This is a genomic window from Bradyrhizobium sp. 27S5 (assembly GCF_037217225.1).
In the GTDB taxonomy this organism is placed as follows: domain Bacteria; phylum Pseudomonadota; class Alphaproteobacteria; order Rhizobiales; family Xanthobacteraceae; genus Bradyrhizobium; species Bradyrhizobium septentrionale.
In genome coordinates this window covers 4,521,252-4,538,604 of sequence record NZ_CP147714.1, presented here as the reverse complement: position 1 = coordinate 4,538,604, position 17,353 = coordinate 4,521,252, and the positions used below count along the sequence as shown (strand labels likewise).

Below are 17,353 nucleotides of genomic sequence, written 5' to 3'. Positions count from 1 at the left end.
GCACTTAGGCGATAGCCGATACCTCTACATCCCTCGCTATACCGGCCCGTATTTTTGCGTTGGGTGCCAATTCGGGTGCCAATTAGCGCAGCGTGGCGACCACCTCGTTTGCGATCACCTGGGATTCGATCAGTGTGACGCGGACCATCCCCGCCGGTGCTTGGTCGGATTTGCCATACTCCAACGCCCAAGCGTGATCGGCGCCGTTGACCAGATAGATCGTATCGCCAGCCTTGGCGCCCGCTATGGCCGCCTCGATCCTGGCGAGCGTCGCCGCACCGTCCTTGTCGAGCGGCGCTTCACCGGTGGGAATGCTGTTGACGCCCGCCATCCACGCGCCGCGTGCCTTCCCGCTTCTGACCGGCGTCCGCTCGATCACGCGCCGGGCAGTCTCCAAGGCGAGTGCCCGGAACGCCTTGTCGACGTCGACCCGAATTTTGGCCACCCAATTCCGGCAAGCCAGTTCGAAAGGTACTCGTTTAGATGGGCCGGACATTGATCGCCCTTGGTTTACCGTCACGGCCGAAGCCCATCTCGAATTCTACTTCGTCCCCTTTTTTCGCCGTCTGGAAATCGCCCTCGAAACTGCCCCAGTGGAAGAAAATGTCGTTGTTTCCGCCTCGAATGAACCCGAATCCACGGTCGTGATTCATCATCTGGATTTTGCTGCGCATCAATCGCCCCAATCGACCAGTTCCAAGGCGCTGGCCAGATCGGCCGGCGAAACGTCGCCTTGTTTGGCCATTGCCAGGGCCTGCGTGACCGTGAGCAGTGCCCGCGCACGGCCGCCGGCGTCGAAGGCGTGCAAGGGCCGCTGAACGTCGATTTTGACGGTCCCGCCCAGCTTCTCCGTCGCTTCCTCGGCGATCAGCGCGGCGATCGGCTGCAATGTCCACTGCGCCAGGTGGCGCTGCGCCTCGCGCACGAGCGGCCCTTGGGCTTGGCTGGAAAACAGCGCCGGCAGCACGCCAAAGGCGGTCGAGATGGCGTCCCGGCTGGCGTCCAGCGTTTCCTTGACCATAGAGCGCTGTAGGTCCGGCGTGACGTCGGCCGGCTTCCAGTCAGCTTGCGGAGCAGGGCCGCCAGCCGCGGAGACCGTGACAGACTCCCGCAATAGCACGCGGCCGCGCTGCCCGCGGAACGATCGACCGACCTTCTCCATGTCGGTGTCAGGCGTTTCGGGAAACGGTACAATTTGCGAGCCGAGCGGAGCGTTCTCAAAAACTTCACCGAGCGCCGACTCCACCGAGTTGAGCATTCCCGCAGTCAGCCGGGACCGCCGCAGCGGTGAAACGCCGTACCAGGGCGCGGCTGGATCCGCGCCAATACGAACGTGCAGCACTTCGCCGGCCAGGACGGTTTGCGTGGTCCCGCCGCCGGCCTCGGGGATCGAGACGCGATAAGCCACCGGATCGGCGAAGCGCGTCCGCAAATCCCAATCGCTGCAGGGAATGAGCCGGTCCTCGCCGATAAGCCAAACCGATTCGCCCCTTAAGGCGAGCGATCGGCCTAGCATGGCCATTTCGCACGGGCCGAGCAGATCGGCGCCGTCGACGTCGGCGAGCGTAAAGCCGCCTTCCCACATGGAAACGCAGCTCTGCGCAGTGGCGGTCAGCTCCGCGAGCCCGGTGCGGCCGCTGATATAGGCTTCGCGGGCCTGCATTATCTCGGCGGTGAAGCCGCTTCCGGCCGAACGCTTTTCAACCTTGGGCGATCGTTTGAACCAATTAAACACGACGATACCCCCTCAGTAGATCGGCCGCGCCGCTGTTCTGCATCGCCTGCGCCATCCATGATTCAGAGCGATCAGTACGCAAATCGATTGAACCGGCAGCGATACGCGTCGACGTCGCGCCAGGTGTTCCTGGCTTTGCGGCAAGGTAGTCGGCAAGGCGCCGAACCGCTTCGGCGACGGAATCCGGCACGGTTGTGACGTCTGTTCCGACGGTGCCGCTGAATTTGTAGGGACCGCACGCCGGCAGATCGTAACTACCATCCAACGGCGAAACGGAAAGCGATGCGCTTACCAAGGCATTGGCGCCGGGGTCGACGACTTCCACAGCCGTGATTGCGGCGGGCGATAGCGGCGGTTTCCAGTTTCCCGGACCCTCGACTATCCAGTACACCGCCCGCGGCGAATAGCGCCGAGCGATATATTTCTCAATGCGCTGCCATGCGACTGCGCGGAGAGAAGTTGCCGCCGCGCTGAAATTAATGTTTGGCCAATTCCCGGTCGGAACGCCCTCGATTTGCTCTAGTGTGGTTGCCTTGATCATCGGTACCTCAAGATTGACTGCGGTTTCGGCACGATCACGCCGGCGTCGTTCGGTTGCCAATTGCGCGCCTCTACCTGCGCTTCGTCGTAAGCCGGCCGAGTCACGATCGAGAGTTCGAATAAGATGGCTTGCAAGATGGTTCGAATAATCGCGCCGTACATGTTGCGCGACGGGTCGTAAGCTTCCTGCGTGATTTTCTCGGCTTGGTCCGCCGGTACAGCGCGCTCGGGCGGAATGCGGAAGCCAGGCGACAAGCCAATGGACAATCCGGCCTCCATGAGACCGAACAAATCTTGCACCCACGAAATCTTCGCTACTTCCGGCGTGATGTGCGCTTCGAATGTCAAAGCCTCCGCCGTATCGATGAGCGCCAATGTCTTGTTTGCGGTGCTCGCCAGCGGCCGATCATAGCTGTGCCCAGAAAGCAGATGAATCGGCGAATCCTCGACATGATCGATCGAATATTTGAACGCTCCCGGTGCAAACTCCTCTTTTTTAGGTTTGCCTGTCTTGCCGCCATCCGAAAGAACGGCGCGGCGGTTGTACGGGAAGCGTCCGCGAATCCCGCGCCCCTTGGGAGAGGCGCGGAGTTCGAGGGTCCCGATATCGTCAGGACCGAACAGCATTTACTGAATCCCAGTCAGGATCTGCAGCTGTTCCGCACGGCTCGCCGAAACGTCGACGGTTGCCAGCGCGGTAAGGCGCAGACCACCCGACGCGGCGTCAGAGAACGGATCGCGGATCAGGTCGATCGCTCCCCAGGTGCCGACAAAGATCGGCGCAACACCGTTCTTGGTCGTGGTCAAAAGCGCCTTGGTAACGAGCGGCGAGCCGGTCGGAGCGGCAAGCGCGTTCGTCGACATCACCACGTTGTCGGCGCCGATATTCGCAATGAGCCGATCCCACTCCGAAACCGCCGTATTGGTGATAAGCGTACCGTCCATCGCATCCCACACCTCGGGACGGATAAGCAGCTTCACGGCACCGGGACCATTCGCCGCGTTGGCGACGATGAACCGCTTGACAGCCGCACGGAACGCAGCCCAAGACGCCGCGGCCGCAACCGCCGTGCTGGTGATGCTGTACGATCCGACCAGGATGCCCGCCGGTTCACCGGAAGCGCCGGCACCAAGGAACACCGCCTTGTCGATCGCAACGGCCATGCAGCCGTTCATGTCACGACGCACCGCCTGTTCGAGCCCGTCGCCAGACTGGAGCAGGGTCTTGCGGGTGATCTTCATTTGGATGCCGAGCGTGTTGTTCGGCGAGAGCGAGCGCGCGGCGGTGCTGTACGCCGTCGGTCCACCCACCGCGCCAGTCTCCGACGTTTGCCAGGCAGCGCTGACGGCGCTGGAAACGATCGGATACTCGTTTGTACCCTGCGCGATGTTGACCATCTGCGCGCCCATCTGCACGGACGCGGAGTCGGCAAAGATGCGATCGATGATCGGTGCCGTCATTTTCGGAGTCGGGGTGCCCGACGCAACGGTTTCGCCCGAACGCTTTTCCAGCGCGGCATACGGCACCGGGACGCCGCGATAGCCGCCCTGCGACCGCAGTTCGGAAATCACTTCGGCGGTCGCGCCGTCGATCGTGGCGCCAGTGTCCAAATGCAGCGCTACCTGCCGCAGTTCGAAACGGTCGACCAGCGAATTGAAATCGCGCTCGCTGCGGGTTTCCAGTTCGCCTTTGGCTTCCCGGCGTTCGGTATCCTCAACGATCAGCGCGGCGCGATACTTCGCTTCGTTGGCCTGATACTCGCCGTCCAGATCGGACATCGAACGGATTTCGTTTTCGTCCGGCTTGTCTTTGCCAACGAGTGCGGCGAGCGACTGCCGGATTTCCGACTGCCGCTTCTGAATCTTCACTGAAGTAAGCATGTAGACTCCTTGGGTTGGGGTGCGCCTTGGCGCAATAATTCGCGCCAGGCGGCGCGATTCGGGGAGAGCGGTGCAATGCCGGTCTCGATTGCGGTTTTGCGGGAATGACAAATCCCGCAAAGCGACTGCAGATTGCTGAGTTCGTAAGCGAGTTCAGGGAAATCCTTCACTCGCTTGATGTGGTCGACTTCGAGGCGTCCGACTGCCTCGCACTTGACGCAGCGCCAGCCATCGCGGCGTTTCGCTTCAAGCCTGACGACTTTCCAACGCGGGTCTTTGTAAATCGAAGAGGGAGCGCGCTTCACACCCATTGCGCCACCCGTGTTTTTCGTGTCGGCGTGGCGAGCATTCGAGCGCCTTGTGCGACGGCGAGCACACTGGCAGATGCAGCGTCGATACGACCGAGCGATCGCGCCTTGGCCAATTTGATGTTGTTCGCCGGATCACGCAGGCAAACCGCGTCGGCAAACGCGGAGCGCAGCAACAGCGACGGCGCAGCCTTCACCAGCCCGTCAAAGCACGCGCGGCGAAAACGCTCGCAATCCTCGTTGCCATCCTTGAAGCCGAAACCGCGCCACACCAGCGGCGCACGAATTCCCGCGGCATCGATCGCCTGCCCAAGCTCGGCTTGCTTGTATCGATCCATCACCAGGGCGGCGATCGGCTGCCCCTCGACATGGCGCATGACTTCGGACAGCCAGGGTGCAACCGGAACGGTCGCGGCGCCCAACGTCGACAGTTCGCCCCGGCTGGCCATTTCGCCATAGCGCTGGCCAACGCCATCGGCCGCGCCGCGATCGGCAAGATTGGGCTGTGACGGAAACCAGCCGAGACATTCGAGCCGGCCGGTATCTGGCCAATAGAATGCAGCGGCGGTCATGCTGGCAGAGCCGCCCAGGTCGACGCCGATCACGACAGGGCCTTGCCTTGGCGGCAATTCGGCGGTCTCGCAGGAAAGCCATTCGTCGGTCGTCAGCAAGACGTCGCGGGTCTCGCCCGAAACCCGTTCGTTGCGATTGTACAGGCGGAACGTCGTCAGGCTCGATCCACCGCGAGCAATCGCGCGGCGCGCTTGTGCCTGTAGCCATTCGATGTTGGAGCCGATGCCACAGGCAGCGCCAGGATTGGCGATCAGCAGCGATTCCAGATCGTCGGCCGGCAGTCCCGGCGCTGGCCTGTGCTCCTGGCGAAAGATGCCTTCCTGCGGCTCGTCCAGCCACTTGGAAAATGGGTGGTTGTCATCCGGCGCCGACGTGGAAATGATCAACGCACGACCGCCGCGCTTGCCGCCACCGGACAACAGCGCGTGTTCCAACTCGTCGCCCTTGCCAGCCGCCCAATGGCCGCGCTCGTCTAGGATTGTCAGCGTCGGCGCGCCACCAAGGGCTGATTTGCCATCGGCCGCGAGACAGCGAAGCAAGTGAACGCCGTTCGTATCCTCGAATTCGATTTCCAGGCGTGGCGCACGGCGGAACGTCAACCGCTTCTGGGTTTCCTCGGGCAGGTAGCGCGCATAGCCGGCGACGAAATTCCAAACCAGCCGCGCTTGATCTCGGGTGCGGGCACCGACGGGGATTTCCCGGTTCGGCTGCGTGTCGCCGATCTCGCCGAGCAGTTCACCAAGGGCCAAGCCAGACGACAAAGCGGTTTTGGCATTGCCACGGCCGATCGACAGGGCGCCGACAGAAATTCCCGGAGCAAGGGCACCGGTGACGAATTGCTTTTGAAACGGTGCCAGGCGAAGCGACTTTCCGGCGGCGGGTCCCTCGGGGATCTTGAGGCTTTGAAGGAAGCGAATCGCCTTCTTGGCGTTCATCGGGACCCACCATATGTAGCGGGTCTAGCGAGCGAGAAAGGAAAAGCCCGCTCCGCGTAGCCCCCCTCCCGAAAGGTCGCGGGCATTGGCACCGCTAGATGTAGGGGATGGGTCATGCGCGGGACTGGCACACCCAGCACGCGCCCGCGGGATCGCGCTGCACGTTCATGACCGCGTAAGTCTTGCCGGTGATGGTGATGGCGTCAGTGACAGTCGGCTCAATCAGCGTGCTGCTCGCGACGATGTAGACCTTGCGGTCCTGCACAAGCACGTTGCTATCGACGTGATCGAGGTTGGAATAGTCATCGACCCAACCCATGGCCGCATAATCGACAGTCGTGATGGTGGGGTCGTAATCTGAACCGGAGACTACGTTGCGCGTGATTGTGCACGCTTGCGGGATGTCGAAGGCGATCAGCGCATCGGTCAGTTCGGCGGCGAGTTCTGAATCTAGAACGCTCAAACGCTACTCACGAAAAAACCGCGCCGACCCGAATCAACGGGCAGGCGCGGCAATGGGTGCGTAGAATACGCGATGAAACCTTAATCCTTCGTTAGCGGTCGAACGTTGTGCTTTTTGGCCAATGCGTTGTACATCGCACGCATATTGCGCACCGCTTCTTCGGCTTGCTCAAGCTCGTGCGCCATCGCCATTAACGTCAGTTGCGTGAAGTCTGCTTTCTTAGCCATTCTGAAAAATTCCTTCGGTGGTGATGCAGCAATAGAATCTCTCTACCACATCATGAAAGCATGTGCAACTACAACGGGTTATGTACACTGTCAACATTGCAAAGTAGAGTTCGCCATCATCAACCATGGCCAATGCACCGTCAGTGTAGTCAGTGGAATCAGTGATCTGACATCCCGTTCTATTGGTCCATTCCTCTGCTCCCTGAATCTTCAATGAGCTGGGGGCAGGGTAGTAGGCAATAGAACGGAATCGCGGATCACTGATTTCACCGATTCCACTGATTCAATTTCCATGGGGCGATGGCGTGGGCAGCAATTGCGTGGCGGCCTCGATCTGGTCTCGCACCACCATTTCCTTGCAAGCATAGACGGCAACACGCCTGCCCTTGATGACCCACAGGCCGTCCTTCGCGTACGGATTGCGCACGGGAACGTAGCCGCATTCGTCCAAGCGATGGGGAACACGCCGGCGGCTCTTACGATCGCCGAGCCACTGCCTGAATTCGGTCGGCGCCTTAGTTATGATTTGCTCCAACGTCACGGCATGCGGTCGACCCAGCTTATCGAGCACGTCCGCCATCTCGGCATCTTCAGGCGCACGCGATGCGTCAACGATTTCCCAGAAGGCTTGTGTTTTCGGCGGCGGTGCCTTGGCGTCCCATGCCGAGAGGTCGAGCTTTGCCAGGTAGTGCGCGACAGCATCGCGGCCACCGCCCTCGAACCATCGATATATTGCGGGCCAGTAGTCCGGCCGGAAATCCTCCTTTGTCCGCGGCGACCAGGCCACGAAATGTCGACGATCGTCAGCGGGCAGGAAGATGCCGTCCGCTTTGTGGTTGGTCGTGATGATGACACCGCAGACATTCAGGATCGAATGTTCGCGGAGATATTTTTCGTCCACACGGAGCACGTCGGGCGGTGCAGCCGTATACGCTTTCATGTGGTCGTAGAAAGCATAACGGTCTGCCTCGCCAAGGTCGCGCGCCTCGCTGATGCGCAAGATAATCGACTTCAAAAACCCGTTGAAGCGACCAAGCACCTGTTGCGGCGAGACTTCCTGACAATTCCATTTGCCAACAGCGTGCGTAACCGGATCTAAGAGCGTGTCTTTTCCGACGCCCTGCGCGCCGCCGAGCACAAGCGCATGATTGATTTTTTGTTCCGGTCGCTGCACGCGATGCGCCAGCCACTTAATGATGTGACCAGCTTCGTCCGGAAACACGTACTCAATGTGCCGTACCCACGGCGAAGCGTCGACGTCTGGTCTGGGCGGCAGCAGCAGCGGCGGCGCTTTGTAGAGATTAAAGGATCGAGCGCCGATATGGTGCACCCAACCGCCATCGGCCATCAATCGGCCTTCGATCACGGTTGGCTCGCCTGGCGCCCATACCATCTGTTGCACGGCACGGTTCTGATCGAGCCACTTGCTCGCCAGGATCGGCTTTTCCCGCATGGGGATCTCGACCGGTGGAAGCCGCGAGTCAACGCTCGCGGCCGGCCACAGTTCGCCAGTTGGAACGTAGATAAATTTGTGATCCGGAAGGTACGCCCAAAATTCATCATACGTTGGATCGCCGGCCTTTGCGTCTGGCTTTTCCTTTGCAGCGCGCGGCGCCTTGGATGCGGGCGAGCTTCGAAGAATAGACAGCGCGGCATGCGTTAGATCGTTCACTGGCGCGACCTCAGAAATTCTGCTGCTTCGGTCGACGTCCGGAAAAACGGACCATTGGGAAGCGCCATCCACCCGGTCTCCGTTCCGAGCACGAAGCCTGTGCTCGTGTCGAACCTGCCGAACGGTGTGATCGGCACGGGTTGATCGTGCCCGTTGACCACCCAAGCGATCACGTCGACGAGATGCCAGGGGTTTCCGAGTTGGTTGTTCAGTAACCAGATGCGCTGATCGCGCTTTGCAGGAATGATAGTCTCAGCCATAGTTTCGGGACTCCAGAATTGAGGATGGAGCCCGACGAAGTTTTCCGTTGAAGTTTGTCGCGAGACGCGCTATCTCAAATCAGCCACGATACGAAATGCGCCGCTCGCCGGATTCCCTCCGTCGGGCGGTTTTTCGTTAATGCGGCAATTCTTCGATGATCTCGGCGAAGTACGCGAGCGCCTTGCGCAACTCGATCAACGGTTCGTCGGCGCGTGCATCCCCGATTTCGTGGACGATGACTTTTTCCAGTTTCCTCCGCGCTGACTTCACGTGTGTATGCGCTTCACGGCAGCGCGCGGCCCACTCTTCATAGCCGGTCACACCACCGCCTCCAGACCAAGCTTTGCGCGCAACATGGCCGTCGGCACCTTTTTAAGCTTGCCAATCTGGATCGTCGGAATGTCGCCACGGCTGGCAGCGTCATAGCTGGCGTTGCGGCTCAGACCGTAAACGATGCGGCCCACATCGGGCACGGATGCCGTCGGCTTGGAAAGCAGCTTCAGTAATTCCTCGTTCATATTTAAACCCTTCTGTGGCTCAGGAACATTTTGTACCATACCACGGAACATTTTGTACCGCAATCCCCCGTGCCGTGCTACAGTGGCCCTCGGAAAGGACTCACCATGGCAACCAAAGACACCACGCACTTGCGTCTCCGAATTGACCCCGCGCGACTCGCGAAGTTGGAGAAAGCTGCCGAGAAAAACGCCCGGACATTAACGGCCGAGATCATTTTCCGACTGGACGGATCCTTCAAGCGCGACGATTTCGAGGCCGCACTCGACGCGTTATCGGAAAGAGGGACCGTCAGACTGGGGGACAAGATTCGCAAAGACGGCCGCTGGGTGAAGGACGAATCATGAAGGGCAACATCACACGCCGCGGCAAGAATTCGTGGCGCCTGAAATTCGATGCCGGCCGCGACGAAAAGGGCGAGCGGAAAACCCAATTCGTTACCTTCCGCGGGACCAAGCGCGAGGCGCAGGTCAAAATGGCCGAGATGATCGCGTCGGTCGCGCAATCTACCTTCGTCGAGCCGAGCAAGGTCACGGTCGCCGAGTGGGTGCGCGGCCGCGTCGACCACTGGGAAACGTCAGGCGAGATATCGGCGCGTACGGCGCAGCGCTACCGTCAACTGACCGAACACCAGATCGCGCCGCACATCGGCGACAAGCTGCTCCAGAGGCTCAAGCCGGCTGACATCGAGACGTGGCACGACACGCTACGGACAGGCGGCCGGGTGCGCGGTAAGGGCGATCTATCGGCCAGGACCATTGGCCATGCCCACCGGGTACTCGGCAAGGCGCTGGGCGAGGCCGTGAAGCATGGGCATGTGGTTAAGAATGTGGTCGCGCTCGAATCGGCGCCGAAGGTTCCTGACGAAGAAATGGAGATCGTGCAGGACGTCCCGGCCTTCGTCGAAAAGATGCGCGGCCACCGGCTGTTCGCCATGGGGATGGTCGGGCTGTTCACCGGAATGCGGCTTGGCGAAGTGCTGGCGCTACGGTGGGGCAGGGTGGATCTGGACCGAAAGGTAATACAGGTCCGCGAGGCTCTGGAAGAAACCAAGGCGCATGGCATCCGATTCAAGGCGCCGAAATCCAAGGCTGGCCGCCGCGACCTGTCCCTACCTGATTTATTGGTCGACGCACTGCGCGACTTCCGGCGGGAACAACTGGAACTGAGGCTTAAACTTGGGTCCGGGAAACTGCCGGACGACGGCCTTCTGTTCGGGAACCTTGAAGGTGAACCGCGCTCGCCGTCATCGGCCTCGCGAGCCTGGGGCGACGCTACGGGCGTTGGCTACCACAATTTACGCCACACCCACGCCAGCCAGCTAATCGACGGAGACGTGGATATCGTGACAATCAGCAAGCGCCTCGGCCACGCGAAGCCAGATATCACGTTGCGCATCTATGCCCACATGTTTAAGAAGACCGACGCCAAGGCCGCCGCCGCTATCAACGCGGCCCTGCGCTGACACCCGCAAGGGTGCCAATTGGGTGCCAATTTCACCATTCGTTCTGTTGAGAATGGCACCTAAGTAGTTGATAACGCTTGATTGGGGCCACGTGGCGGAGTGGTGACGCAACGGTCTGCAAAACCGTGTACACCGGTTCAATTCCGGTCGTGGCCTCCACTCATCTCATCAATGGCTTGCAGCCAACACATGAGAAGCCGCATCAGCTTGCGGCGTACCAGCCTTCAGGAAACGGAATCAGCGGCCACGGCGCCTGGTTGTCATTGGCAGCGCGCGGCGGCGGCTGAATACGGGGCGAAGGCTGGGCCACGAAATCCTCCTGAGCAATGGGCGCGATCGCCGTTCGCACGGCGTCCAGCAGCAGATCAAATTCGACGTCGCTCATCGCGCTCTCCGAGGTTCGAGAGCGCCATGGTCGCAAAACTGTCTTCGGTCCGGATTGAGCGAATCGTTCGAATTTTATGAAAAGAACGATGGCGCCCGCTTTGGTTAATGAATCCCTGACCCCGTGGGGAACCTAGGTCGGCATGGCCGCACCTCGTGTGAGACAAATCACATCTTGCGAAAAACTCTTCCCGGAATTTCCGGCGATTCTCATAGCCGTCAAATATCGCAGCAATTTTAGGAAGCCGTGACAGTGAGACAAGGATCGCAGGATAGTCGCCAATCGCATGCGGCATCGATCCTCGGCATGGTTCGCCGGCGGGACAGTGTCGGGCGCGCGGGCAGGGTCTCGAACGGCGTAGGCCCGCTGTCTATCGCCTCTGCGCAGAGCAAATTCCCGACGTCTGCGCGATTGTGGTCACGTCAGCCTGGCAAGGTCCTGCGGCAGCATGGTCTTGAACTGCGTCAGCACCTGGCGGGCCTTCTTCGGCGGCAGCGTGATTGCGTGACGCACGGCGGCGGCGATCAGCGTCATGGTCAGCCCTGAGAAATTGGTGAGGGTGGCGGCCGGCATGCCGGGCGCAACCCGTCTGACCGCATCGGACAGCAGGGCGGAGAGCACGGCCATGTCGTCCGCATCGAGCTTTTGCAGGGCGCGATCGGCTTGGGTCGCCTGCCAGATGTCGCGCATGACAGGCTCGCGCATGAACATCTCGTAGTAGCTGTCGACGATCCGGCACAGCGCCGGGTGCAGGTCGCGCGCGGCCGTCACAGTCGCCAGATCGCGCCGGACGCAATCGCGCCCGACAGCGTTATGGCGTTCCGCCAGCGTGCCGACGATCGCGGCCTTGTCGGGGAAATATTGGTAGAGCGAGCCGAATGCGACGCCGCTGCGTTCGACGATGTCGCTCATGCGGAACGCCTCGCTGCCCTTTTCCGCCATGATCTCGGTCGCACAGGCGAGGATGCGCTCGAAGCGCTCGCGGCTGCGCTGCTGCGTCGGGGCAAGCCGCGCCAGCCCGGGCAGGGGAGCCTCTCCCGCGGGCGCGGCCCTTGCCGCTGCCGCAGGCGCGGCCTTTCGTCTCGCCATCCTTCTCCTCCGCAACCGGGGTTGACGTCTCTAATACGAGAGTTTATCGCATTTCACAAATACGAGTATCCCTCGCATTTGGAGCTGGAACGATGCGCCATGTCCTGACCTGGGGCTTGCTGTGGTTTTCCGCGCTCGGCTGCGGCCTGCTCGCCGGGCTCTATTTCGCCTTTTCCGCGTTCGTCATGACCGCGCTCGGCCGTATCGACCAGGCTGCCGGGATCTCGGCGATGAACGCGATCAATGTCGACATCGTCCGCTCGCTGTTCATGCCGGTCTTCTTCGGCACCACGCTGTCCTGCGCCGCGCTGGTCGTGCTCGGCGCCCTGCGATGGCAGGAGCCGGGCGCGATTGCGATGATTGGCGGCGGCGTCATCTATGTCGTCGGCATGTTCGTCGTCACTGTTGTCTTCAATGTGCCGCTGAACGACCAGCTTGCGGCGACGGCCCCCGCGAGCGCGGCGGCGGCACCGGTCTGGGCGCTCTATCTGACCGATTGGACCTTGTGGAACCACGTGCGAACGGTGGCCTCGATTGCCGCGACCGCGTTGTTCATCGTCGCGATCGCCGCGCGCTAAACCCAGCTCTTCGCATTCTGTGCACGATTTGTACCCGTGCGGCACGGTCGCTAAGGAGGTGACACCGCACGCCGATGTGCGGCCGACTGCCAGGAGGATTTCGATGAAGTCTATTTTGCCGGCATTGCTTGTGATGGGACTGGCGCTGGTCACGACACCCGCGCGGGCCGCCGATAACCGCAACGTTTCCGTGGTCAACGAGACCGGATATGCCACCAAGTTTCTCGGCTTCAACGGGCCCGACGACGGCCTCGACGAATGGGAGAACGAACTCGAGGCCACCCTGAAGAACCAGGACACCGCCTATGTCGAGTTCGGCAACGACGACGAAGGCTGCGTCTGGAACATCAAGGTCGATTGGGCCAATTACGACGAGTCGGTGCTGTGGAAGAACGTCAACCTCTGCAAGCTGAACGTCCTGAGGCTGCGCTACGACCCCGGCACCAAGACGACCTCGTTCATTGCAGAGTAATGTCGGGGGCGGGTGGTGCCCAAGGCGGGATCCAAGAGATGGAATCCAAGACAGAATCACGGGCGCGGCGCGATCGCCGCGCCGGCGGTGTTTCCGGCGCCTGCAGCTTGGGCGGCCGGGGCGGGCGGGCCAGGCATATTTCGCGCCGGGATGGGGGCAAACCCTTGTACGTCAGCGGTTTACCGTCTCCGCTAAAGTTTCACCGGGTCCCCCATTTGGTTCTTTGCAAGGCCGAAAGGCTTTGTTATACGCTGCCCGCTCGCGAACATATGTTCGCCTATTCCTCGGTAGCTCAGCGGTAGAGCATTCGACTGTTAATCGAATGGTCGCTGGTTCGAATCCAGCCCGGGGAGCCAGTTTTGGCCCCATCAATAGCCCTCATCGTCGATCACAAGCCCGTGGCCTGCTGCGGACAGAGAAGAAACGTCGTCAAATCGACTCAATAGCGGTCGACACTTCCTCTTGCCGGGTCTTGAGAGGTGATTTCGATGTCCATTAATCTGATCGACCTGTCGATGCCGCAGCCGACGCTCGTTCCGAATGATGCGCCTGAGATCAGCGACGATGAGTGCGTCCGCCGGCTCGCGAAAGCGGTCGAGGAGCATGATTCCGAGCATCTCGATGAAGTGGCCCGCCTGATCGGCCGGCTTGCCGTCACGATCGAATAGGCGGCCCAGCGGAGCGCATTCGGCGCGCCAACGGCGTGTTGCGTTTTGGCGGAGCTTGTTTCAAAAGATGGCCCTGTTCTAGCTTCTCCAGCGGCAATGCCGCGCCTTGCAGGGTCCAGCCAATGACCGGTTTTTCGACCGCGCGCCAGTACATGGTCGATGGTCAGGTGCGTCCGAGCGACGTCACCGATGATCGCATTCTCGAAGCCATGCTGACGGTGCCCCGCGAGCTGTTCGTGCCGGCCAACAAGCAGGCCCTGGCCTATCTCGACCTCGATCTCGATGTGGCCGAGGGCGGCGCGGCCAAGCGCTATTTGATCACGCCGGCGCTGCTCGCCAGGATGCTGCAGGCCGCCGAGATCAAGGCCTCCGACCGCGTCCTGGTGGTCGGCTGCGCAACCGGGTACGCCGCCGCCATCGTGGCGCGCTTCGCCGCCGAGGTCAGCGCGACCGAGAGCGATCCGGCGCTGGCGGCAAAGGCGACCGCAGCGGTCGCCCAGCTCGGCATCCAGAATGTGACGGTCAAGACCGCAGCGGCCGCCGACGGCGATGCCGCTGGGGCGCCATTTGACGTCATCGTCCTCAATGGCGCGACCGAGATCATTCCGGCCGGGCTGTTTGGCCAGCTCAAGGAGGGGGGCCGGCTGGTCGGGGTGTTCGGCCTGACGCCGCCGCCGCGGGCCACCCTTGTGACTCACTCCCACGGCGATTTCGGACATCGCGAGCTGTTCGACGCCACGGCCCCCGTTTTGCCCGGATTCGAGCGGCTTCCCGCCTTCGTCTTCTGACCACTACCGCGGCGCAGTGGCTGATAAAATCCCGTTCCGAATCAGAAGTGTGGCCCGTTTGCCCCATGTGAAGAGTTTCGACCGTGATCCGTTGCTGGGTGGTTCCGTTGGCCTTAGCTGCGGACTAAGGTGAGGCCGGACTCACTTCGACTGAAGCGACCGCCGGACTGACGTGCGTGGGGAGACGGCGACTAAATGATTGGATTACCGGGGATGCGTGGGGTGAAGGTTATCACCGCGGCTGCGACTGCCGTCCTTCTGTTGGCGGAGATGGGCCCTGTGCCCGCGCTCGCCGAAACGATCGAGTCCGCGCTGGTGCGGTCCTATCAGAATAATCCCCAGCTCAACGCACAGCGTGCGTTGGTGCGCTCGACTGACGAAAACGTTCCGCAAGCGCTCTCGGGTTACCGCCCGAAGGTCTCGCTGACCGCGACTGCCGGGGGACAATACACCGATGAGCAATTGACGCCGGGGACCCCGGCTCTGTCCGGCGTTAGCAGGCAGCGGAGCGTTGGCATCACCGCCAGCCAGTCGCTATACAATGCGCAGAACGCGCCGAGGGTGCGCGCTGCCGAAAGCCAGGTATCGTCGGCACGTGAAGCGTTGCGTGCGCTCGAGCAGACCGTGCTCTTGAGCGCGGCCACCATCTACATGGACTATCTCCGCGACTCCGCGATCGTCGAAGTCCAGCGCAGCAATACGCGCGTGCTGGAACAGACGCTGAAGCAGACCCAGGACCGCTTCAACGTCGGCGAAGTGACGCGGACCGACGTTGCACAATCCGAGGCCCAGCTCGCGGCCGGCAAGACCCAGCAGCTCACCGCGGAATCCAACCTGACGACGACGCGGTCGAACTATCGCCGCATCATCGGCACCGAGCCGCAGAATCTCGCACCGGGCTCGCCAGTCGACCGGTTCCTGCCAGCGACGCTCTCGGCTGCTGTCGAACTCGGCCTGACCCAGAACCCGAACGTCACCTCCGCGATGTACGGCGTCGACATCAATTACCTGCAGACCAAGGTTGCCGAGGGCGCGCTGCTGCCGACAGTTGGGCTGCAGTTGTCGGTCAGCCAGGGCTATGAAACGCAGTTGACCGTGTACCGCCTCTTCAATGCCTCGGCGGGGGTTCAAGTGTCGCTGCCGATCTATCAGGGCGGCGGCGAATACTCGCTGATCCGGCAGTCCAAGGAATCGCTGGCGCAGCAGCGCCAGGTTCTGGAACAGACGCGGGATCAGGCGCGCGCCAACGTGGTCACCGCATGGGGCCAGCTGGTCGCCGGCAAATCGCAGGTGGCATCGGCGCAGGCTCAGGTGTCCGCGTCCGAGATCGCGCTGAACGGCGTCCGTGAAGAGGCCAAGGCCGGCCAGCGCACCACGCTCGACGTGCTCAACGCGCAGCAGGCGCTTGTCAACGCCCGCAATTCGCTCGTTACCGCGCAGCACGACCGCGTCGTCGCGTCTTACAACGTGCTGAACTTCATCGGTCGTCTGTCGCCGCAGGTGATGGGCCTTCCGACCAGCGTCTACGATCCGAGCGTGCATTATCAGCAGGTTCGTGACAATTGGGCCGGCGTGCGCACGCCCGACGGCCGCTAAACACCTTCAGGTCATCTTCGCTTGTCGCGCCATGTTTGTGGTTCTGAGTTAATCAGGACCATGAACTGGCGCGTCTGCTTGCAATCGATATTTGCCCTGACATACCGTTTTGTCGGGCAGCAAGGCGATTCGCGGCGAGCTGGCGCAGCGTGATGACAGGTGCGACGCCACCTGTGATCACGCTGCATTGGACGACACGAAGCTTGCACAAAGCCTCGGGCGGGCTTGATCTGGGGACAAGTCGGGCGGGAGCAATGAAATTCTCCGCACGCATCATCGGAACCGGCGAATCCTCTCGGGCTTGATGTAAAATCGTTTCGATGTGGAGTCGGAGATGACGCAACCTGCGAAGGTCCAAGAGCCCTCGATGGAGGAGATCCTGGCGTCGATCCGTCGCATCATTGCCGACGACGAGGCGAAGCCGGGCGCGGCCGACAAGCCGGCAGCTGCCGCGGCACCGCCGCCGAAGGTCGAGCCGGCACCACCCGCAGCCAAGCCCGTGATCAAGAGCCCGCCGCCCGCATCGCCCCCGGCCGCGAAGGCCGCCGCGCCCGCGCCGAAGGCACCGCCGCCTGCGCCTGCTGCGGCCAGCAACAGCCAGGACGATATCGATTCGCTGTTGGCCAGCCTCGACGAGGCGACGCCCGCAGCCGAGATCAGACCATCGCAGCCCGAAGCCGATGTGTTCGAGCTCACCGACGACATGGCGCTGCCTGACCCGGCACCCGCGCCCTCGTTCCGCAAGGTCGAGCCACAGGACGATGTCGAGTTCACGGAAGCCCGGACCCGTGCGCCGGCTCCGGAACCAGCGCGAGAACCTGTCCGCGAGCCGCCGGCGATCGAGACCGCGCCGATGCAGCAGATCATCTCGGGAACCACGATGCGGGCGGTCGAATCCGCCTTCAATTCGCTGGCCAACACCGTGCTGAGCAACAATGCCCGGACGCTGGAGGATCTCGTCAAGGAGATGCTGCGGCCGATGCTGAAGTCCTGGCTGGACGACAATTTGCCGGGGCTGGTCGAGCGCATCGTCAAGGCCGAGATCGAGCGGGTATCCCGCGGGCGATAGCCCCTGCCGCAGGGGCTTGGCAGCCCTCATTCAGCCCCCAAATGCCCCAGAGTTTCGCTTCTGATAAGATCAGAGCCGAAACTCTAGATCCCTGTTTTGACGCGTTTTCTTCACGCGAACTGGTATCCACTT

Annotated in this window: 24 protein-coding genes and 2 tRNA genes; 10 read left to right on the top strand and 16 right to left on the bottom strand. The window is 61.8% G+C overall.

Annotation, left to right across the window (positions count from 1 at the left end; translation table 11 throughout):
• Positions 1–82: 82 nt before the first annotated feature.
• The 14 genes from WDM24_RS21120 to WDM24_RS21055 all read right to left on the bottom strand — a co-directional run bounded on the left by WDM24_RS21120 (position 83) and on the right by WDM24_RS21055 (position 9,113).
• A complete protein-coding gene (locus WDM24_RS21120; RefSeq protein WP_338832333.1) occupies positions 83–445 on the bottom strand; it encodes a hypothetical protein in 363 nt (120 codons plus the stop codon).
• A gap of 34 nt (positions 446–479) precedes the next feature.
• The gene (locus WDM24_RS21115) at positions 480–674 is read right to left on the bottom strand and encodes a cold shock domain-containing protein (protein ID WP_338832332.1); all 195 of its coding nucleotides are present in this window, start codon (positions 672–674) and stop codon (positions 480–482) included.
• Positions 674–1,735: a phage portal protein gene (locus WDM24_RS21110; RefSeq protein WP_338832331.1), complete on the bottom strand. Its 1,062-nt coding sequence runs from the start codon at positions 1,733–1,735 to the stop codon at positions 674–676. The genes WDM24_RS21115 and WDM24_RS21110 overlap by 1 nt, the downstream gene beginning before the upstream one ends.
• A complete protein-coding gene (locus WDM24_RS21105; RefSeq protein WP_338832330.1) occupies positions 1,728–2,276 on the bottom strand; it encodes a hypothetical protein in 549 nt (182 codons plus the stop codon). The genes WDM24_RS21110 and WDM24_RS21105 overlap by 8 nt, the downstream gene beginning before the upstream one ends.
• Complete coding sequence (locus WDM24_RS21100) at positions 2,273–2,902, bottom strand: HK97 family phage prohead protease (RefSeq protein WP_338832329.1); 630 nt, start codon at positions 2,900–2,902, stop codon at positions 2,273–2,275. The genes WDM24_RS21105 and WDM24_RS21100 overlap by 4 nt, the downstream gene beginning before the upstream one ends.
• Complete coding sequence (locus tag WDM24_RS21095) at positions 2,903–4,156, bottom strand: phage major capsid protein (RefSeq protein WP_338832328.1); 1,254 nt, start codon at positions 4,154–4,156, stop codon at positions 2,903–2,905.
• Positions 4,141–4,467 (bottom strand): HNH endonuclease signature motif containing protein, encoded by a 327-nt coding sequence (locus WDM24_RS21090; RefSeq protein WP_338832327.1) that lies wholly within the window; start codon positions 4,465–4,467, stop codon positions 4,141–4,143. Before WDM24_RS21090 ends, WDM24_RS21095 begins: the two co-directional genes overlap by 16 nt.
• Positions 4,458–5,972 carry a terminase large subunit domain-containing protein gene (locus WDM24_RS21085; RefSeq protein ID WP_338832326.1) on the bottom strand — a complete coding sequence of 505 codons (1,515 nt, stop codon included), beginning with the start codon at positions 5,970–5,972 and terminating at the stop codon, positions 4,458–4,460. Before WDM24_RS21085 ends, WDM24_RS21090 begins: the two co-directional genes overlap by 10 nt.
• A 112-nt stretch (positions 5,973–6,084) precedes the next feature.
• Positions 6,085–6,435, bottom strand: coding sequence for a hypothetical protein (locus WDM24_RS21080; RefSeq protein ID WP_338832325.1), 351 nt, complete (start codon positions 6,433–6,435; stop codon positions 6,085–6,087).
• An 80-nt stretch (positions 6,436–6,515) separates the two neighbouring features.
• Positions 6,516–6,662 (bottom strand): hypothetical protein, encoded by a 147-nt coding sequence (locus tag WDM24_RS21075; RefSeq protein WP_338832324.1) that lies wholly within the window; start codon positions 6,660–6,662, stop codon positions 6,516–6,518.
• Positions 6,663–6,945: 283 nt separating this feature from the next.
• On the bottom strand, positions 6,946–8,334 hold the full coding sequence (locus WDM24_RS21070) for a primase-helicase family protein (protein ID WP_338832323.1): 1,389 nt from the start codon (positions 8,332–8,334) through the stop codon (positions 6,946–6,948).
• Positions 8,331–8,594, bottom strand: a complete 264-nt coding sequence (locus tag WDM24_RS21065; RefSeq protein ID WP_338832322.1) for a hypothetical protein — start codon at positions 8,592–8,594, stop codon at positions 8,331–8,333. Before WDM24_RS21065 ends, WDM24_RS21070 begins: the two co-directional genes overlap by 4 nt.
• Positions 8,595–8,730: 136 nt before the next feature.
• Positions 8,731–8,916 (bottom strand): hypothetical protein, encoded by a 186-nt coding sequence (locus WDM24_RS21060; protein WP_338832321.1) that lies wholly within the window; start codon positions 8,914–8,916, stop codon positions 8,731–8,733.
• Positions 8,913–9,113, bottom strand: coding sequence for a DNA-binding protein (locus tag WDM24_RS21055; RefSeq protein ID WP_338832320.1), 201 nt, complete (start codon positions 9,111–9,113; stop codon positions 8,913–8,915). The genes WDM24_RS21060 and WDM24_RS21055 overlap by 4 nt, the downstream gene beginning before the upstream one ends.
• A gap of 105 nt (positions 9,114–9,218) precedes the next feature.
• Between WDM24_RS21055 and WDM24_RS21050 the strand changes: the two genes are divergently transcribed.
• The 3 genes from WDM24_RS21050 to WDM24_RS21040 all read left to right on the top strand — a co-directional run bounded on the left by WDM24_RS21050 (position 9,219) and on the right by WDM24_RS21040 (position 10,735).
• Positions 9,219–9,458 carry a hypothetical protein gene (locus WDM24_RS21050; RefSeq protein WP_338832319.1) on the top strand — a complete coding sequence of 80 codons (240 nt, stop codon included), beginning with the start codon at positions 9,219–9,221 and terminating at the stop codon, positions 9,456–9,458.
• Entirely contained in the window at positions 9,455–10,576 is a 1,122-nt protein-coding gene (locus tag WDM24_RS21045) for a tyrosine-type recombinase/integrase (protein ID WP_338832318.1), read from the top strand. Before WDM24_RS21050 ends, WDM24_RS21045 begins: the two co-directional genes overlap by 4 nt.
• A gap of 85 nt (positions 10,577–10,661) precedes the next feature.
• Positions 10,662–10,735: transfer RNA gene (locus WDM24_RS21040), tRNA-Cys, on the top strand.
• 43 nt (positions 10,736–10,778) lie between these two features.
• On the opposite strand, the gene WDM24_RS21035 is transcribed toward WDM24_RS21040, so the two are convergent.
• Positions 10,779–10,961, bottom strand: coding sequence for a hypothetical protein (locus tag WDM24_RS21035; protein ID WP_029084163.1), 183 nt, complete (start codon positions 10,959–10,961; stop codon positions 10,779–10,781).
• 417 nt (positions 10,962–11,378) lie between these two features.
• On the bottom strand, positions 11,379–12,050 hold the full coding sequence (locus tag WDM24_RS21030) for a TetR/AcrR family transcriptional regulator (RefSeq protein ID WP_338832317.1): 672 nt from the start codon (positions 12,048–12,050) through the stop codon (positions 11,379–11,381).
• Between the two features lie 92 nt (positions 12,051–12,142).
• On the opposite strand from WDM24_RS21030, the gene WDM24_RS21025 reads away from it, so the two are divergent.
• The 7 genes from WDM24_RS21025 (at position 12,143) to WDM24_RS20995 (ending at position 17,221) form a co-directional block, all read left to right on the top strand.
• Positions 12,143–12,628 carry a DUF1772 domain-containing protein gene (locus tag WDM24_RS21025; RefSeq protein WP_166295386.1) on the top strand — a complete coding sequence of 162 codons (486 nt, stop codon included), beginning with the start codon at positions 12,143–12,145 and terminating at the stop codon, positions 12,626–12,628.
• Positions 12,629–12,731: 103 nt separating this feature from the next.
• Positions 12,732–13,100: a hypothetical protein gene (locus tag WDM24_RS21020; RefSeq protein ID WP_338832316.1), complete on the top strand. Its 369-nt coding sequence runs from the start codon at positions 12,732–12,734 to the stop codon at positions 13,098–13,100.
• A 281-nt stretch (positions 13,101–13,381) separates the two neighbouring features.
• Positions 13,382–13,456, top strand: a tRNA-Asn gene (locus tag WDM24_RS21015).
• Between the two features lie 132 nt (positions 13,457–13,588).
• Positions 13,589–13,768: a hypothetical protein gene (locus tag WDM24_RS21010; protein WP_166295390.1), complete on the top strand. Its 180-nt coding sequence runs from the start codon at positions 13,589–13,591 to the stop codon at positions 13,766–13,768.
• Between the two features lie 122 nt (positions 13,769–13,890).
• Positions 13,891–14,556, top strand: a complete 666-nt coding sequence (locus WDM24_RS21005; RefSeq protein WP_338832315.1) for a protein-L-isoaspartate O-methyltransferase family protein — start codon at positions 13,891–13,893, stop codon at positions 14,554–14,556.
• 213 nt (positions 14,557–14,769) lie between these two features.
• Positions 14,770–16,152, top strand: a complete 1,383-nt coding sequence (locus WDM24_RS21000; RefSeq protein WP_338688257.1) for a TolC family outer membrane protein — start codon at positions 14,770–14,772, stop codon at positions 16,150–16,152.
• 334 nt (positions 16,153–16,486) lie between these two features.
• Positions 16,487–17,221, top strand: a complete 735-nt coding sequence (locus tag WDM24_RS20995) for a PopZ family protein (protein WP_166295396.1) — start codon at positions 16,487–16,489, stop codon at positions 17,219–17,221.
• Positions 17,222–17,353: the final 132 nt, after the last annotated feature.

Coding starts and splice junctions, on each gene's coding strand:
- WDM24_RS21115 (WP_338832332.1), bottom strand. CDS start 674: ATGCGCAGCAAAATCCAGATGATGAATCACGACCGTGGATTCGGGTTC.
- WDM24_RS21105 (WP_338832330.1), bottom strand. CDS start 2,276: ATGATCAAGGCAACCACACTAGAGCAAATCGAGGGCGTTCCGACCGGG.
- WDM24_RS21100 (WP_338832329.1), bottom strand. CDS start 2,902: ATGCTGTTCGGTCCTGACGATATCGGGACCCTCGAACTCCGCGCCTCT.
- WDM24_RS21095 (WP_338832328.1), bottom strand. CDS start 4,156: ATGCTTACTTCAGTGAAGATTCAGAAGCGGCAGTCGGAAATCCGGCAG.
- WDM24_RS21090 (WP_338832327.1), bottom strand. CDS start 4,467: ATGGGTGTGAAGCGCGCTCCCTCTTCGATTTACAAAGACCCGCGTTGG.
- WDM24_RS21085 (WP_338832326.1), bottom strand. CDS start 5,972: ATGAACGCCAAGAAGGCGATTCGCTTCCTTCAAAGCCTCAAGATCCCC.
- WDM24_RS21075 (WP_338832324.1), bottom strand. CDS start 6,662: ATGGCTAAGAAAGCAGACTTCACGCAACTGACGTTAATGGCGATGGCG.
- WDM24_RS21065 (WP_338832322.1), bottom strand. CDS start 8,594: ATGGCTGAGACTATCATTCCTGCAAAGCGCGATCAGCGCATCTGGTTA.
- WDM24_RS21055 (WP_338832320.1), bottom strand. CDS start 9,113: ATGAACGAGGAATTACTGAAGCTGCTTTCCAAGCCGACGGCATCCGTG.
- WDM24_RS21050 (WP_338832319.1), top strand. CDS start 9,219: ATGGCAACCAAAGACACCACGCACTTGCGTCTCCGAATTGACCCCGCG.
- WDM24_RS21045 (WP_338832318.1), top strand. CDS start 9,455: ATGAAGGGCAACATCACACGCCGCGGCAAGAATTCGTGGCGCCTGAAA.
- WDM24_RS21035 (WP_029084163.1), bottom strand. CDS start 10,961: ATGAGCGACGTCGAATTTGATCTGCTGCTGGACGCCGTGCGAACGGCG.
- WDM24_RS21030 (WP_338832317.1), bottom strand. CDS start 12,050: ATGGCGAGACGAAAGGCCGCGCCTGCGGCAGCGGCAAGGGCCGCGCCC.
- WDM24_RS21025 (WP_166295386.1), top strand. CDS start 12,143: ATGCGCCATGTCCTGACCTGGGGCTTGCTGTGGTTTTCCGCGCTCGGC.
- WDM24_RS21020 (WP_338832316.1), top strand. CDS start 12,732: ATGAAGTCTATTTTGCCGGCATTGCTTGTGATGGGACTGGCGCTGGTC.
- WDM24_RS21010 (WP_166295390.1), top strand. CDS start 13,589: ATGTCCATTAATCTGATCGACCTGTCGATGCCGCAGCCGACGCTCGTT.
- WDM24_RS21005 (WP_338832315.1), top strand. CDS start 13,891: ATGACCGGTTTTTCGACCGCGCGCCAGTACATGGTCGATGGTCAGGTG.
- WDM24_RS21000 (WP_338688257.1), top strand. CDS start 14,770: ATGCGTGGGGTGAAGGTTATCACCGCGGCTGCGACTGCCGTCCTTCTG.
- WDM24_RS20995 (WP_166295396.1), top strand. CDS start 16,487: ATGACGCAACCTGCGAAGGTCCAAGAGCCCTCGATGGAGGAGATCCTG.